The 16,001-nt window shown below is 69.8% G+C and carries 15 protein-coding genes; 6 read left to right on the forward strand and 9 right to left on the reverse strand.

Features of this window, described 5'->3' with window-relative positions; all coding sequences use genetic code 11:
- Positions 1–114: 114 nt before the first annotated feature.
- Both ACFVDI_RS00340 and ACFVDI_RS00345 read left to right on the forward strand, forming a co-directional pair.
- Positions 115–885, forward strand: a complete 771-nt coding sequence (locus tag ACFVDI_RS00340) for a glycerophosphodiester phosphodiesterase (protein ID WP_378899139.1) — start codon at positions 115–117, stop codon at positions 883–885.
- A 9-nt stretch (positions 886–894) separates the two neighbouring features.
- Positions 895–1,833, forward strand: coding sequence for a DUF5926 family protein (locus ACFVDI_RS00345; protein ID WP_378899140.1), 939 nt, complete (start codon positions 895–897; stop codon positions 1,831–1,833).
- Between the two features lie 97 nt (positions 1,834–1,930).
- On the opposite strand, the gene ACFVDI_RS00350 is transcribed toward ACFVDI_RS00345, so the two are convergent.
- From ACFVDI_RS00350 to ACFVDI_RS00385, 8 genes are all read right to left on the reverse strand, one after another.
- Positions 1,931–2,803 (reverse strand): GyrI-like domain-containing protein, encoded by an 873-nt coding sequence (locus tag ACFVDI_RS00350; RefSeq protein ID WP_378899142.1) that lies wholly within the window; start codon positions 2,801–2,803, stop codon positions 1,931–1,933.
- An 82-nt stretch (positions 2,804–2,885) separates the two neighbouring features.
- The gene (locus ACFVDI_RS00355) at positions 2,886–3,824 is read right to left on the reverse strand and encodes an adenylate/guanylate cyclase domain-containing protein (protein ID WP_378899144.1); all 939 of its coding nucleotides are present in this window, start codon (positions 3,822–3,824) and stop codon (positions 2,886–2,888) included.
- Positions 3,825–3,904: 80 nt separating this feature from the next.
- The gene (locus ACFVDI_RS00360) at positions 3,905–4,276 is read right to left on the reverse strand and encodes a cyclic nucleotide-binding domain-containing protein (RefSeq protein ID WP_378899146.1); all 372 of its coding nucleotides are present in this window, start codon (positions 4,274–4,276) and stop codon (positions 3,905–3,907) included.
- Positions 4,277–4,352: 76 nt separating this feature from the next.
- On the reverse strand, positions 4,353–5,552 hold the full coding sequence (locus ACFVDI_RS00365; RefSeq protein ID WP_378899148.1) for an arginine deiminase: 1,200 nt from the start codon (positions 5,550–5,552) through the stop codon (positions 4,353–4,355).
- A 24-nt stretch (positions 5,553–5,576) separates the two neighbouring features.
- Complete coding sequence (locus ACFVDI_RS00370) at positions 5,577–6,179, reverse strand: TMEM165/GDT1 family protein (protein WP_378899150.1); 603 nt, start codon at positions 6,177–6,179, stop codon at positions 5,577–5,579.
- 100 nt (positions 6,180–6,279) lie between these two features.
- A complete protein-coding gene (gene larC / locus ACFVDI_RS00375; protein WP_378899152.1) occupies positions 6,280–7,458 on the reverse strand; it encodes a nickel pincer cofactor biosynthesis protein LarC in 1,179 nt (392 codons plus the stop codon).
- On the reverse strand, positions 7,455–8,132 hold the full coding sequence (gene larB, locus ACFVDI_RS00380) for a nickel pincer cofactor biosynthesis protein LarB (protein ID WP_378899154.1): 678 nt from the start codon (positions 8,130–8,132) through the stop codon (positions 7,455–7,457). Before larB ends, larC begins: the two co-directional genes overlap by 4 nt.
- A gap of 2 nt (positions 8,133–8,134) precedes the next feature.
- Complete coding sequence (locus ACFVDI_RS00385; protein WP_008355931.1) at positions 8,135–8,974, reverse strand: prephenate dehydratase; 840 nt, start codon at positions 8,972–8,974, stop codon at positions 8,135–8,137.
- Between the two features lie 24 nt (positions 8,975–8,998).
- Between ACFVDI_RS00385 and ACFVDI_RS00390 the strand changes: the two genes are divergently transcribed.
- Positions 8,999–9,409 carry a DUF4446 family protein gene (locus ACFVDI_RS00390; protein WP_307785708.1) on the forward strand — a complete coding sequence of 137 codons (411 nt, stop codon included), beginning with the start codon at positions 8,999–9,001 and terminating at the stop codon, positions 9,407–9,409.
- 410 nt (positions 9,410–9,819) lie between these two features.
- On the opposite strand, the gene ACFVDI_RS00395 is transcribed toward ACFVDI_RS00390, so the two are convergent.
- The gene (locus ACFVDI_RS00395) at positions 9,820–11,391 is read right to left on the reverse strand and encodes a diacylglycerol kinase family protein (RefSeq protein WP_378899156.1); all 1,572 of its coding nucleotides are present in this window, start codon (positions 11,389–11,391) and stop codon (positions 9,820–9,822) included.
- Between the two features lie 159 nt (positions 11,392–11,550).
- On the opposite strand from ACFVDI_RS00395, the gene ACFVDI_RS00400 reads away from it, so the two are divergent.
- From ACFVDI_RS00400 to ACFVDI_RS00410, 3 genes are read left to right on the forward strand one after another with little or no spacing between them, the layout of a single operon-like run.
- The gene (locus tag ACFVDI_RS00400) at positions 11,551–13,797 is read left to right on the forward strand and encodes a calcium-binding protein (RefSeq protein WP_378899158.1); all 2,247 of its coding nucleotides are present in this window, start codon (positions 11,551–11,553) and stop codon (positions 13,795–13,797) included.
- A 51-nt stretch (positions 13,798–13,848) separates the two neighbouring features.
- The gene (gene serS, locus ACFVDI_RS00405; RefSeq protein WP_378899160.1) at positions 13,849–15,120 is read left to right on the forward strand and encodes a serine--tRNA ligase; all 1,272 of its coding nucleotides are present in this window, start codon (positions 13,849–13,851) and stop codon (positions 15,118–15,120) included.
- Positions 15,117–15,974, forward strand: a complete 858-nt coding sequence (locus ACFVDI_RS00410; RefSeq protein WP_378899162.1) for an HAD family hydrolase — start codon at positions 15,117–15,119, stop codon at positions 15,972–15,974. Before serS ends, ACFVDI_RS00410 begins: the two co-directional genes overlap by 4 nt.
- Positions 15,975–16,001 lie beyond the last annotated feature (27 nt).

A 16,001-nucleotide genomic window follows, 5' to 3' on the forward strand; every position in this document is an offset into this window, starting at 1 on the left:
CCGTTCTCGGCAGTTCCGCTGCAGGCGCGAGCGGACGTGACCACTGATCGCGTCATTGGTTACATCTCGCTCGTGTCGCGCGACGGGACTTGCCGCATGGCCCACAATCTCCTCATGAGGCCCCAGGTCGTCGCGCATCGCGGCGCCAGTCATGAGATCGCGGAGCACACCCTGGCTGCGTACGTCGCGGCCCTGGATGCGGGTGCGGACGCCTTGGAGTGCGACGTACGCCTGACGATGGACGGGCATCTCGTCTGCGTCCACGACCGGCACCTGCGCCGGATCGGCGCGCGTGGGCTGGTCTCGGAGATGACGCTCGCCGAGCTGCAGGCGATCGACTTCGCGGCCTGGAAGAACGGGTTGTGGGACGGCGAGGACGAGGCGCCGGACCGGGACATGCGCGGCGTGCTCACGCTGCACCGGCTGCTGAAGATGGTGCGCGACTACCCCCGGCACGTCGAGATGGCGATCGAGACCAAGCACCCGACCCGCTACGGCGGGCTCACCGAGGGGCGGCTGGTCGACGTGCTCAACGACTTCGGCTGGGCGGGCCCGGGCAGCCCGGTGCGGGTGATGAGCTTCTCCTTCACGGCGCTGCAGCGGGTGGAGCGGCTGGCCCCGGGCGTGCCGCTGGTGCAACTCATCGACCGTGCCGCCAACTGGTCGCTCCTGCGGCACGCGATCGGTCCCGACTGGTGGCTGGGCGCCGGGATCGAGATGCTCACCGCCCACCCCAAGCTCGCCCGGCGGCTGGCGTCGAAGGATCGCAACCTCCACGTCTACACCGTCAACACCGAGGAGCAGCTCAAGCTCTGCCTCGACCTCGGGGTCAGCGCGGTCATCACCGACCGTCCGGGGTTCATGCTGGAGCTGCTCGGCCGTTAGGGTTTGGCCGTGGCCAAGAAGTCCCGAGTGAAGAACCGTCAGGCGGCTGCGGCCCCGACGGACGGTCCCAACCCGCGCGCGGCGTGCCCGTGCGGGTCCGGCAAGCGTTACAAGGCGTGCCACGGTGCCGCCGGCGGCGCGTTCGTGGGGCGCCCGTTCGAGGGCCTGCCCGGTGAGTGCGACCTGGTCGCGCTGCGCGAGCTGGTGCCCTCGGCGACGGTGTCGCTGTCTGTGAAGGGCTATGAGTCGACCCCGGTCACGCTCGGCACCCTGCTCCCGGGCGCCGCGCCGGCGATGTCGCGCGACTCGGGCGAGGTCTGGGCCGGGCTGCAGGTGCAGCACAACTACGGCGACGTGTCGCGTGACGTGGCGGCAGCGCTGCTCCAGGCGCTGGAGAGCCGCGCCGCGGGCGAGTCCGGCATCTTCGGTCTCACCTCCGCGCCGGGCGCCGGCCCGCGGCTCCAGGACATCGTCACCAACGAGTCCCTGGACGTCACCGTCCACGAGGGCTTCGACTGGTGGCTCGGCGACGTCGAGGACAAGGGCGACTTCGAGCACGCGCTCGAGCACGCCAACGAGTCGGTGATGCCGACGGAGCGACTGACCTCGGTCGAGGCTGCGTACTGGACCTCGGTGGGCTCCAAGGAGCACCTGCGCTGGGTCATGCCCGAGCCCGAGGACGCCCTCCTCACTGCGCTCGCGCGGCTGCACGTGGCCGGCGACGACGTGATCGTCCCCGACGCTCGTTTCGTCGGCATGTTCCGCGCCCACGGCCTGCTCGCCCCGGTCTGGGACCTTCCGGTCGGCACCGGCGCCGAGGCGCTCGAGGAGCCGGCGGTGGCGTTCAAGAAGCTCCTCGACGAGGCGCTCGCCGACGACTCCGAGATCACCCCCGAGGTGCGCTCGGCTCGTGCCGGGCTCGCCAACCGGCAGGTGACGATCCGCTGAGGTGTGGATGCTGACCGAGTTACCTCGGTCAGCACTCACCTTCTTCGTGGAGTTCCGCCAGGGCAGTGACCGTTCACCGAGTCACCTCGGTGAACATTCACCGCTCGACCGGCAACCAGAGCTCGCAGGACGCGTACGTCTCGGTGAGCTCGAGGTAGCGCAGGACGGACGGCCCGGGGCGGAGCCGCCACGGGTTCGACGGGAACCAGTCGGTCGCGGTCGCGGCCCAGAGCCGCTGCAGCGTCTCCGGGTGTGGCCCGGTGGCGGCGAAGACCGCCCAGGAGCCTGCCGGCACCGTGATGCTGTCGAGCCCCTCGGGCATCGTCGCCGACGGCGTGACCGCGACCCCGTGCAGGTAGGTGATCATCGACCCCTCCGGCGCATCGGGCGACGGGGAGTCGGTGACCGCGAGGATGCCGCGCGGGTCGGTGTCGTTGAGTTCCTTGAGGAGGACATGATCCTCCGGCGCCAACGAGGCGATGTGTTCCTGGATGTGCGGGTTCACGCCCTCGTAGATCAGCGGAACCTTCGCGGCGTGGCCCACCAGCCGCAGCTCGGGCATGTCGTTGATGGTGACGTCCATCGGGGTGCTCCCTTCGACGCTCAGACGGAACCTGAGCGTGGGTTGTGTGCGTAGCGGACCACCAAAGCGGCGTACGTCGGCGGGAGCCGTTCCGTGCACCGCACGGAACGCGCGCCCGAACGCCTCGGTCGAGCCGTAGCCGTAGCGCACCGCGACCTCCAGGAGATCGGGGGCGCCGGCGACCAGGTCGGCCGCGGCCAGGGTCATCCGGCGGCGGCGTACGTACTCGGACAACGGCATCCCGGCCAGGGCCGAGAACATCCGGCGCAGGTGGTATTCGGTGGTGCCGTGGTCGCGAGCGACCCGAGCCACGTCCACCTCGCCGGCGAGACCGTCGTCGAGCTCTGCCTCGACCAGGTCGACCAGGGTGTTGAGCGTGCCGATCATGTGGTCCTCCTTTCGCCGTCAAGCCTGGCTCGGGAGCACCCCTGTGGGCCCGACTTTCCTGGCCCGGTTCGGTCGGGCGGGTTCAATCGGACGAGGACCGTAGCCGGAACGCCTGCAGGCGGGAGTAGCCCTTGACGCTCGTACGCCGCATCTTCTCGACCTGGAAGCCGTCGACGCCCTCGAGCGCGGCCGCCGCGTTCTCGTCGATGACCACCGACGAGGGCCGGGCGACAGTAGTGAGGCGCGCGGCGATGTTGACCGTCGGGCCGAAGACGTCGCCGAGCCTGAGCACCACGTCGCCGTAGGAGATGCCGGCCCTGACGTGGGGAAACGCGCTCTCCTTGTCTTCCCCGAGGGCCGCCAGCTCCAGCGCCGTCCGGGCGGCGGAGGCGACGTCCTCGAAGGTGAAGAACACCCCGTCGCCGAGGTACTTGATCACCCGGCCGCCGTGCTCGACGACGACGTCGGAGCAGGTGTCCTCGAACTCCTCGACCCAGTCGACCAGCTCCTTGTCGCTGAGCCGCTTGGAGCGGGCGGTGTAGCCGACGATGTCGAGGAACCCGACCGCCAGCGGCACCGCGGATGCGTCCGCGACGGTGAGCATCCGCCGGGCCGCGCTGACCAGGTGGCGGCGCCACACGTAGTCCTGCAGCGACTCGACCAGCGGCAGAACCTGGGCGGTCAGCGCGACCAGGTCCTCGACCTCGTCGCCGCCCCGCTCGCGGGCGACCTCGGCCAGCAGCGACGTCTGCCACTCGGCCAGGCGGGCGTAGGACCGCCCCCAGGTCCGCACGAGCGCAGCCTGCCGGTCCTCGCTGAGCACCCCGAGACGTACGAGCTCCTGCGTCATCCGCAGCGCCTCGACATCAGCCTCGGTGAAGGCGATCTCGTCGTCGCCCGCGTGCGGGAAGCCGAGGTGGTGCCAGAGGTCCTCGGCCACCTCCATGGGCACGCCGACCGCGCCCGCGACGTCGGCGCGGGTCAGCGTGGGCGTCTGGCCGAGGACGAAGGACTCGACCACGGCCAGCGCCTCGGCCAGCTCGATGTCGGCCTCACGGCTACGGCCCTGGCCGAGGCCCTCGTCGGTCTGGTCGTCGAGGGTCAGGAGCCGAACCTGTCCTTGGCGACCTTCTCCAACGCCCTCGCGAACGACGGCATCTCCACCGAGAGCTGCTGCAGCTTGTCGGCGCTGAGGTGGATCAGGTCGAGCGGCGTGAGGGCGACGATGGAGGCCGTACGCAGCGAACCGCGCATGATCGCCGCCTCGCCGATGATGTCACCGGGCCCGCACTGGGCGATCTCCTCCTTGTCCCGGCGGACCGAGACGGTGCCGTCGAGGATGATGTAGGCCTTGTCCGGCGGGGTGTCCTCCCAGATCGGCGACCAGCCCTCCGGCAGATGCACGCGGGTGCCGGTGGCGCTGATGTGCGCGATCTCCTTGGGCGTGAACATGGAGAAGAACGACTCGGTCACGAGGTTTTCCTTCGGTCGGCTGTGGGGACGGTCACAAGGACAACGACTTTCCTACTGGCGAGTTACCCCCGGCGGGTCATCCCAGCGGGTCGCGGGCGATCGGGCAGCTCATGCATCGAGGACCACCTCGGCCGGAGCCCAGCTCGGACCCGGCGATCGCGATGACCTCGATCCCGGCGGCCTCCAGCGCCTCGTTGGTCTGCGTGTTGCGCTCGTAGCCGACGACCACACCCGGCGCCAGTGCCAGAGTGTTGTTGCCGTCGTCCCACTGCTCGCGCTCGGCGGCGACCGGGTCGAGGCCGGTGTCGACGTGGTGGAGCTTGTCGATGCCCATCGCCTCGGCCGCGACCTCGAGGAACGGACGCGGGGCCGCGATGTGGACCTGGTCGGTCTCGCCGGCCGGCGTGACGGCGTACGCCACCAGCGAGTCGACCGCGTTCGGGTAGATCACCATCTTGTCGGTGTTCACCAGCGTGGCGATGGTGTCGAGGTGCATCGTCGCGCGCTCCTGCGCGATCGGCACCGCGAGCACGGTGTGGGCGAGGCCCTCCGCGAAGACCTGGCGCGCCAGCCGCTCGGCGCCTGCCGGGGTCGTGCGCTCGCCGACACCGACGGCGACGACGCCAGGAGCGAGCAGGAGCACGTCGCCACCCTCGACGTGCTCGAGGTGGGAGCCGTGCAGCCGGGGGCTGGACCGGAACCGCGGGTGGAACTGGTAGATCAGCTCGGTGAGCGCGGTCTCGCGCTTGCGGGCCGGCATCGCCAGGCTCGTGACGGTCGCCCGGTCACGGATCCAGACCGACGAGTCACGGGTGAAGAGCAGGTTCGGGAGCGGGTCGATCAGGAAGTCGTCGTGGGCGAGGAGGCTGGTGACCAGGCCGTGGCCGCCGCGCACCTCGTCGTTGCGGATGCCCGCGGTCAGGTGGCCGGTCAGCTCGGCCGGTCCCGCGTCGGCGAGGGCGCCGCTCAGGTAGTCGCGCAGGGTGTCGCCCAGGGTGAGCGAGCCCAGCACATTGTCGAGCGCCAGCTTGCGGGCCTCGGGCACCTCGAGGGTCTCGGTGAGCAGGTCGGTCAGGTAGAGCACCTCGACGTCGCGATCCCGCAGCGCGGCCGCGAAGGCGTCGTGCTCGTCCTGTGCCCGCTTCACCCACGGAATGCCGTCGAAGAGCAGCTTGTCGTTGTTGCGCGGTGTCAGCCGGGTCAGCTCCCGCCCGGGTCGGTGGAGCATTACCGTACGCAGCCGTCCGACCTCGCTGTCGGCGCCAAGTTCAACCATGTCGGCAGCCTAGGCGACGCTCGCTCAGGCGAACACCTCGACCAGCGTCAGGATGGCCAGGACGAGGCACACGAGGGCTCCGACGTAGTGCAGGACGTGCAGCTTGATGAACCGGAGCAGCGTACGTCCCAGCAGCACCGCGAGCCCGGACACCGTCAGCAGCGCGGCCCAGGAGCCGATGAAGACCGAGACCGGCTCGTGGTAGCGAGCCACCAGCGAGACGCTCAGCAGCTGGGAGAGGTCGCCCCACTCGGCTGCGAAGAGGACCATGAAGCTGGCCAGGACCTGACGGAAGCCGCGTACGTCCTTCGCCTTCTCGGCGAACTCGCTGCCGTCCTCCTCGCTCGCGATGCCATGGTGGCGGCGCCCCTCGACGAGCAGGAGCACCGCGCCGCTGAGGAACAACAGCGCGGCGACGACGTGGATCAGGGTGGTCGGCAGGAGCGTGGCCACGCCCCCGATCGCCACGGCGATGAGCGTCTGGACCGCGAACGCGGAGCCGACACCGAGCCACACGAAGATCGGCCGGTACTTCGTCGACAGCACCAGCGTCGCCAGGAACGTCTTGTCCGGCAGCTCGACGACGAAGATCGCGGCGAAGGCCAGCGCGATGACGGTGATGTCCACGGGGTCATGGTCGCACTCGGCGGGGCGGGGATGTTCGTCTAGGTATGCAGGCGAACAGTCGCTCCCCTGGCGGAACTCCACGAGGGATGCGGATGCTCGGCTACATACCTAGACGAACCGCCAGCGCCTTGGCCGCCGCCAGGACATCGATCGCGGGGCGGTCGAGCGCGGCGGAGGCGCGGGCGACGTCGTCCCACTCGGGCTGCAGGTTGACGATCTCGCCGTCGAGACGGGCGGTCTTGACGGCGATCGGGTGTCCGCCGACGGTCACCGTCAGCATCTCGCGGGGCAGGGCGTGCTTGACGACCTCGTGCTCGCGTACGCCGATCGTGGAGGTCTCCCGGAAGAACACCCGCCGGACCGCCTCGGCGGCAGCGGGAGGGGTGAGGGCGTGGAGCGTGTGGGCGGGTCGGCCCTTCTTCATCAGGATCGGCGTGACCCAGGCGTCGTGCGCGCCGGCGGCGAGGAGCGCTTCGAGAGCCCCGGGGATCAGCCTCGGGTCGAGGTCATCGATGTTCGCCTCGACGACGAGCTCGGTCGAAGCCGGAGCGTCCTCCGCGTACCCCACCATCAGGCGCAGCGCGTTCGCCCAGCCCTCCGGGTCGCGACCGCCCGCACCGACCCCGATCGCGCGGGTCACCATCGGCGGCTGGTCGCCCCACGAGGTGGCGAGGGTGGTGAGCAGCGCCGCGCCGGTCGGCGTGCACATCTCCATCGACGGATGCCCGGGAGGCCCCGCGAAGGAAGGTACGCCGGTGAGCAGCCGTGCCACGGCCGGCGGCGGCACCGAGAGGGTGCCGTGAGCGGCCCGGACGGAACCCGAGCCGACAGCGACCGGGGAGACCACGACGTCGGTCGCGCCCAGGTGCACGAAACCCGCACAGACCCCGACCACGTCGGCGATCGCGTCCAGCGCCCCGACCTCGTGGAAGTGGACCTCCTCCGGTGAGATCCCGTGGACGGCCCCCTCGGCGACGGCGAGGCGCTCGAAGACCCGCAGCGCCAGGTCGCGCACCGCACCGTCCAGCGAGGCGTCGGTGAGCAGCGCCCGGACGTCGGCCCAGGTGCGGTGATGGACCGACTCCGCGATCGAGACATGGCACCGGGTCGCGGCCAGGCCGCCGCGCCTCACCTGGTCAGCGTCGAGATCCACCGGCTCGGGAGCCACCGCATCCACCGCCGAGGCGATCACGGGCAGTGGCACGCCGGCGCCGACCAGCGCGCCGAGGAGCATGTCTCCAGAGGCCCCGGACGACGCGTCGACCCAGACGACGCTCATCCAGCCCGCCGGGCGATCCGCGCCGCCGCGACCCCGGCCCCGTAGCCGTTGTCGATGTTGACCACGGTCACGCCGGGAGCACACGAGTTGAGCATCGCCAGCAGCGCGGCCAGCCCGCCGAAGGAGGCGCCGTAGCCGACGGACGTCGGCACCCCGATCATCGGCACCCCGACCAGCCCGCCGACCACGGAGGGCAACGCACCCTCCATCCCGGCGACGACGATCAGGCAGTCGGCGTCGTCGAGCCGGTCGCGTACGGCCATCAGGCGGTGGATCCCGGCGACACCCACATCGGTGATCCGTTCGACGCCGGCGCCGTGGACCCGGGCGGTCAGTGCCGCCTCGGCCGCGACCGGCCCGTCGGAGGTGCCGGCGGCCACGACGCAGACCCGGCCCTGCGGGGCTGGCAGCGGCCCGAGCGTGATCGCCCGGGCCTCGGCGTCGTGGGTCGCCGAGGGCAGCTCGGCGGCGACGAGGGCCGCTGCCTCGGCCGAGACCCGGGTGGCCAGGACGGCGCGCGTGGGATGCGCACGGTGCAGCCGGGCCAGGATCGCGACGACCTGCTCGGGGGTCTTGCCGTCGGCGTACACGACCTCCGGGTCACCCGTGCGCCGCTCACGGTCGAGGTCGACGCGGGCGAACCCGAGGTCCGCGGTCGTCTCCTGGTCGGGCATCCTCAGAACCGGGCCGGGTCGGCCGGGTAGACCCCGAGCAGCTTCACGTCGGTGGTGAAGAAGGCCAGCTCCTCCAGGGCGCGCTTCAGCCCCGGCTGGTCGGGGTGGCCGTCGACCTCGGCGAGGAACTGGGTCGCGGTGAACTTCCCGTCGACCATGTAGGACTCCAGCTTGGTCATGTTGACGCCGTTGGTCGCGAAGCCGCCGAGCGCCTTGTAGAGGGCGGCCGGGAGGTTGCGTACGTTGAAGATGAACGAGGTCACTACCGGACCCTGGTCGGAGGGCGCCTGGATGAAGTCGGGCGAGAGCACGACGAAGCGGGTGGTGTTGTGGTCGGCGTCCTCGATGTCGGTGGCGAGCACGTCCAGCCCGTAGATCGAGGCGGCCAGCGGCGGGGAGATCGCGGCCATCGTCGGGTCACCGGCCTCGACGACCTCGCGCGCGGCACCGGCGGTGTCGCCGGAGACGACCGGCGTGAACCCGTGCTCCCGGATGATGTTGCGGCACTGGCCCAGCGCGTGGACGTGGGAGTGGACCGTACGGATGTCGTCGAGATGGGCGCCCGGAAGACCGAGCAGGTGGAACCGGATCCGCAGGTAGTGCTCGGCGATGATGTGCAGGTTGGACTCGGGGAGGAAGTGGTGGATGTCGGCCACCCGCCCGGCGAGGGAGTTGTCGATCGGGATCATCGCCAGCGACGCCTCACCTGCCTCGACGGTCGCAAAGACGTCCTCGAACGAGGCGCACGGCACCGACTCCAGCTCGGGGTAGTGCCGTTGGCAGACCATGTGAGAGTTGGACCCTGGTTCGCCCTGATAGGCGATGCGATGTGGCTCGGACACAGCGACAGTCTAGATTCGCCCGTTGTGCTCGCTCTTGCCATTCTCAGTCTGCTGACAGCAATCGCCTCCCTGGTGTTCGCCGGGGCGGCCTGGCAGAGGACGAAGGACGTACGCCGCCCCGACCCCGCCGCCGTCGAGTCGCTGCCGACCGACGTCGCCGGTCTGCGTGCCGAGGTCGCGGCCCTGCGGGCGGAGTCGGCGATGAACCTGCGCCACCTCGCGGTGGTGCGCTTCGACGCGTTCGGGGACGCCGGTGGCCACCTGAGCTGGTGCCTCGCCCTGCTCGACGACAACGGTGACGGGGTCGTGCTCACCTCGATCCACGGCCGCACCGAGGCGAGGTCGTACGCGAAGAGCATCAGCGGCTGGGAGTCGTCCCAGCTGATGTCGCCCGAGGAGACCGAGGCGGTCCAGCAGGCGAAGCCGAGGAGCTGATCCGAGGCGACCGGATCGGGCCGAAAACGACGCCGGCACGCTCGGGCGTGGCGGGGGAACCGTTCCGAGCGTGCCGGTTTTCAAACCCGGGCTGCGGGTGGGACGGCCCGGGAGTCGAACACTGGTCGCGGGGGATTTCCGACCAGTGTGTGGGTCTTGCACGTCACCGGCCGGAGTCAGGCTGAGCCCGATCGGGGACGCCGACTCGGCTCACGCCGAGTCGTGTCAGACACCTTATGAACATTTACTGATCAACAAGACATCTGTGCCCGCGAGTCGCCATCGAGTCGCACGAAAATTGATCCCAAACACGCTGAAAATACGCTTGATCCGGGACTTTGGACCCTGATTGCCGGGACTTTCTGCTTGGCTGCGTGTCGTTGGATTCGGGACCGAATCGGGACCGCGTTTCAGCGTGGCACGCGGACGAGCAGGCGTCCCGGAAGGCACGTCATGCGCAGCTCCCGACCCTCGGAGATGGTGTCGCCGTCGAGCTGGCGGGGCTGGTCGTGGTTGGTCCGGATCACGACGCTGGCGCCGGTCATCCGGTTGACCAGGTTGTCGGTGCGCGGCCGCTTGCTCAGCACCCGGAACGCGAGCGGCAGCCAGGACCAGAACCGCTGCGGATAGAGCAGCACCACGTCGACGAGTCCGTCGTCGAGCGCGGCCGCCGGCAGCAGCGGCATGTTGGCCTGGAGGTAGCCGACGTTGCCGACGACGACCGTGCGCGCCCGGTGCCTGGTGAACTCGCCGCCGTCGACGGAGATCTCCAGCCGCATCGCCGGGAACATCAGGCTCTTGAAGGCGGAGAGGACGTACGCCATCCAGCCGATCTTCTTCTTGATGTCCTCGTTGACGCCGCTCATGATCGCGGCGTCGAAGCCCATCCCGGCCATGACCAGGAAGTTGGTGTCCTCGAGGTTGTCGCCGGAGACCTCGACCAGGTCGATCGCCTGGTCCTGCCCGGTGAGCGCGACGTCGATCGCGGCGCGGATGTAGAGCGGGATCGACAGGTTGCGGGCGAGCAGGTTGCCGGTGCCGCCGGGGACGATCCCCACCGCGATGCCGGTGCCGGCCAGGGCGGAGCAGACCTCGCGTACGGTGCCGTCCCCGCCGCACACGAGCACCAGGTCGGCGCCCTCCTCCTGGGCGGCGCGCGCCATCCCTCGGCCGGGGTCATCGACCGTGGTCAGGTGCCAGGTCGGCGTCTTCCAGCCGGACTCCTTGGCCATCGTGGTGACCATGGTCTTGAACTGGTCGACCGACTCGACCTTGATCGGGTTGAGGACGACCGCGATCTTCCGGTTGCCGCGCACCGAGTCCACCAGCGGCCGCCGCCCCAGCGCGTGCGAGGTGGGCAGCGGCGTGTAGATCGCCATGCCGAGGAAGACCGCGCCGGCGGCGAAGGCGATCCCGCCGAGCACGTCGGAGGGATAGTGGCGTCCGAGGAAGACCCGGTCCGCGGCGACGAGCACCACCAGCAGCGTGAGGCCGGTGTAGGCGAGGCGACGGATGCCGCGGCGGCGCACGAACATCGTCACGACGACCGCGATCACGCCCGCAAGGACCGCTGTCCCGGTCACGTGACCGGAGGGGTACGCAGGCGACTCGTGCAGCCACGCCGGCAGCTGCCACTCCGGCCGGTCCCGGTCCACGAGGTGCACCACCCCGCGGCGTACGACGAGGGTGACCACCACGACCCCGAACACGTAGACCGCTGCGCGCAAGTACTTGCGGAACAGGCCGGCAGCGACCAGGAGGGCCACCCCGACCGGGAGGTACCAGTCGGTGACCACCTCGACGATGCGCCAGAAGTCGAGCATCCAGCCGTGCTCCGCCGTCACCGCCGCGGCGTCGCGGCCGAGGTCGTCGAACGTCGAGACCGGCGGCCATGCGTTGATCGCCGCGATCCCGATCAGGGCGCACAGAGCGAACAGCGAAGCCGCCCAGAGCAGCAGGGCACGGCGCGAAAGGTCAAGCACGGTGAGTCAGTATGCGCGAAACGGCTTCCACACAGTGAATGAACGACCTGGAAAAAAGCCGAGGCAGCGCCCGGTTGTCGGCGCTACTCTTCCCTCTCCGCGCATGATTCGGGTCGGCGCCGGCACTCCTCGGTCCTTCGTCGTTGTGAGGTCTCTCTCATGCGCTCTCGCGTGTCCTCGTACGCCCTCCTCGGGCTCTTGTCCGTCCCCGCCGTCGCTCTCGGCGTCGGTGGCCTCCTCGCCGGCTCGGCTGCTGCGACGGAAGGCGAGTGCGGCGGCAAGCCCATCACCGTCGACCTCGCCGTCGAGGGTCAGACGCCGACGGAGGGAGACGACGTGATCGCCGTCCCCGCTGGTGTGGCGGTCGACGCCCTCGGGGGACACGACACCATCTGTGTCTTGGGGCAGGGCGCCGCCGAGATCATCGGTGGTGTCGGTGATGACACGATTTACGGGGCGCTGGGCAACACCGTCCTCGGAGGCGAGGGCGACGACACCATCCTGGGCAGCAACCGTGCGGCGTTCGGAGAGGCTGGTAACGACGTCTTCAAGCTGGCCGAGCAGCAGGACTTTGCCTACGGCGGAGGCGGGAACGACGCCTTCTACGGAGGTCCCGGAGCGAACATGTTCCGTGGCCATGACGGCGACGACCACTTCTCCGGTGGTGGTGGCTCCGACCAGGCGTTCGGGGACGACGGCAACGATGTGATGTCGGGTGGCGACGATGGCGACCTTCTCCAAGGGGATCGTGGTCTCGACACGATCGACGGCGGCGGCGGAGGTGACCGCCTCCTCGGCGGTGCGGACGTCGACGACCTGCGTGGAGGGCTCGGCGACGACATTCTCGAGGGCGGCGACGGGGACGACATGCTCTCGGGTGAGGACGGTCGCGACAGTGCCTGGGGCGATGCCGGCAACGACGTCATCGACGGGGGAGTCGACGACGACCGTCTTCACGGAGATGAAGGCATGGACACGGTGAACGGTGGCACGGGATCCGACGAGATCACCGGCGACGACGGGTCCGACACGATCGACGCAGGTTCAGGCGACGATCACGTCGAGGCTCACGGAGGCAACGACATCGTCCACGGCGGTGACGGTGCCGACCTGATCGAGAACTTCGACACGGTCGTCGAAGCCACCGGGGACGACACGTTCAACGGTGGCGCGGGTGATGACCTGATCTTTGCCGGCGATGGCGCCGACCACGTCAACGGCGGAACTGGTGACGACTTCCTGTCGGGGTACGTGGGCAACGACGTCTTGCGTGGTGACGACGGCGCGGACCGTATCGCGGGCGGCTCGGGTGACGACGCCATCGACGGTGGGACGGGGTCGGACAAGGCGACGTACGCCGAGGCGACCTTCGGCATCGTCGCGACGACGACGAAGGTGACCGGCGGCCTCGGCACGGACGCCCTTGCCGGCATCGAGGAGCTGACGGGGACCGACTACGCCGACCGGTTCACCGGTGGCTCGGGGAACAGCATCATCGACGGGCGTGCCGGCAACGACTGGTTCGCGCCCGGGGCCGGGACCGACCTGATCACCGGCGGCTCGGGGGTGGACACGGTCAGCTACGCCAACCTGACCAGCGGCGTACGCATCTATCTCGGGCAGCCTGCCTACTACGGTGCCGGCGCCGGCCGCGAGACGATCGAAGAGGTCGAGAACCTCACCGGAAGTCCGTACGCCGACAACCTCGTCGGGGACCTGGGCGGCAACGTGATCCTCGGTGGCGGCGGTAGCGACTACATCAACGGGCTCAACGGCAGCGACCGGCTGGACGGCGGGAGCGGCAACGACACCTTCTGGCCGGGCAAGGACAACGACACCGTGATCGGCGGGACCGGCACGGACACGATCAGCTACAAGGGCTATTACAGGCCGATCCAGATCAGCCTGGCCACGACCCGAGCTCAGAACACGGGGAGCTCCGGTTACGAGACGGTCAGTCAGGCCGAGAACATCATCGGCACCTCGTACTCCGACCGCCTCGCCGGAAGCTCGGGCCGCAACACGATCACGGCCGGCTACGGGAACGACACCGTGCTGCCCGGCCACGGCGACGACGTCGTCAGCGGTGGAGCCGGGTCGGACACGATCAGCTACCGGAACGTCGGTGTCGGCGTCCGGGTGTCTCTCGCCGCGACGTCCCGGCAGAGAACCAACGCCGGCTACGACAAGATCACCTACGTCGAGAACGTCATCGGCACCACGCGCGCCGACGTCCTCAAGGGGAACGGTTCTGCCAACAAGCTCTACGGAGACGCCGGTGGCGACAAGCTCTACGGCAGCGGCGGCGCCGACAAGCTCTACGGCGGCACCGGTAGCGACTACGGCGACGGGGGCACGGGCCGGGACAGCTCGTACTCGGTCGAGCGGCGCGTGCGCATTCCGTGACGCTCACTTACTGAAGTGAGATCTGATGGCCCGGTCGACTAGCCTTGCCGCATGATCGACCCGCGCATCCTCCGCGAAGACCCCGACCGCGTACGTGCCTCGCAGGAGCGCCGCGGCGCGTCCTCCGACGTGGTGGACCGGGCGCTGTCCGCGGACAGCGCTCGCCGGGCGGCGATCGCGGACTTCGAGGCCAAGCGGGCCGAGCAGAAGCAGATGGGCAAGAAGGTCGCCCAGGCCAAGGGCGAGGAGAAGCAGGAGCTCCTGGCTCAGGTGAAGGACCTCGCGGCCGCGGTGAAGGAGGCCGAGGCGGCGCAGAACGCTGCCGAGGAGGAGTGGAAGAAGGCCCTCAAGGCCATCCCCAACCTCGCCGACGACGCTCCGGCCGGCGGTGAGGACGACTTCGTCGTGATCGAGACGGTCGGTAAGCCGCGTGACTTCGAGGCAGAGGGCTTCGAGCCGCGCGACCACGTCGAGCTCGGCAAGATGCTCGGCGCGATCGACCTCGAGCGCGGCGCCAAGGTCTCGGGCAGCCGCTTCTACTTCCTGACCGGCGTCGGCGCCGAGCTGGAGTTCGCGCTGATCAACCTGGCGATGGAGCAGGCCCGCGAGGCCGGGTTCACCCAGGTCATCGCGCCGGCGCTGGTGCGCCCGGAGGCGATGGAGGGCACCGGCTTCCTCGACCAGGTCGACGACGGCGTCTACAAGATCGAGGACGACGACCTCTACCTCGTCGGCACCTCCGAGGTGCCGATGGCCGCCTACCACGCCGACGAGATCCTCGACCCCGACACGCTCCCGCGCCGCTACGCCGCCTTCTCGTCGTGCTTCCGCAAGGAGGCCGGCTCGGCGGGCAAGGACACCAAGGGCATCATCCGGGTCCACCAGTTCGAGAAGGTGGAGATGTTCGTCTACACCACCGTCGAGGACTCGTACGCCGAGCACCAGCGTCTCCTCGAGTGGGAGAAGGCGTTCCTGGACAAGCTCGAGCTCGCCTACCAGGTCATCGACGTCGCCGCGGGCGACCTCGGTCCTTCGGCGTTGAGGAAGTTCGACTGCGAGGCGTGGATCCCGACCCAGGGGAAGTACCGCGAGCTCACCTCGGCGTCCAACTGCACCACGTTCCAGGCACGTCGCCTCGACATCCGGGCCCGCACCGAGAACGGCACCACCCCGGTCGCCACCCTCAACGGCACGCTGACCGCGATCACCCGCGCGATCGTCGCCGTCCTGGAGACTCACCAGCAGCCCGACGGCTCGGTGCGGGTGCCGAAGGCGCTGCAGAAGTGGCTCGGTCGCGAGGTCCTGGAGCCGGTCCAGAAGTGAGCACGACCGAGAGCACCACGGCGTGGCCCGGTGACGCCGCCTGGCAGCCGAAGCTCGTCGCGCTCGACATCGACGGCACGCTGCTGCGCTGGATCGAGGGCACGGGAACGACCTCCGAGGCGCTCTCGGACAAGGTGCGCGACGCGGTCCGCCGGGCGTACGACGCCGGTGCGCACGTGGTGCTCTCCTCGGGCCGCTCGGCCCACTCGATGACCGGGATCGCCGACCTGCTCGGGCTTCCCGACGAGGGCGCGGAGCGGTTGTGGATCGTCGCGTCCAACGGGGCGGTGGTGCTCCGCTACCCGCCGGTCGACGTGGTGCACGAGGAGACCTTCGACGCTCGCGCCGCCGTCGAGAAGATCATGGAACGCCGTCCGAACGTCCTGGTCGCGGTCGAGAACCGGGGGCTCGGCTACCGGTTCAACCGGCCGTTCCCGGAGGGCGAGCTCGACGGCGCACACCTGATCGCTCCGATCGAGGAGATGGTCGCCGAGCCGGTCTCCCGCGTGATCATCCGCGACCCCGACGCGACCCCGGAGGACTTCCTCGCCCTCGGTCGCGAGCTCGGTCTGCACGGCATCGACTACGTCGTCGGCTACACCGCCTGGCTCGACCTCACCCCGGTCGGCGTCTCCAAGGCATCCGGACTCTCCTACGTCTGCGACCAGCTCGACCTCGAACCCGCCGACGTACTCGCCATCGGCGACGGCCGCAACGACGTCGAGATGCTCGAGTGGGCCGGCCGAGGAGTGGCCATGGGCAACGCTCCCGACGTCGTCCAGGAGATCGCCGACGCCGTCACCGCCCACGTCGCCGACGACGGTGCGGCGCTGGAACTCTCCCGCTGGTTCTGAGATTGCAGTTCTGAGAGTCTTGGCGCT

This window comes from Nocardioides sp. NPDC057767, assembly GCF_042798275.1.
GTDB lineage: Bacteria > Actinomycetota > Actinomycetes > Propionibacteriales > Nocardioidaceae > Nocardioides.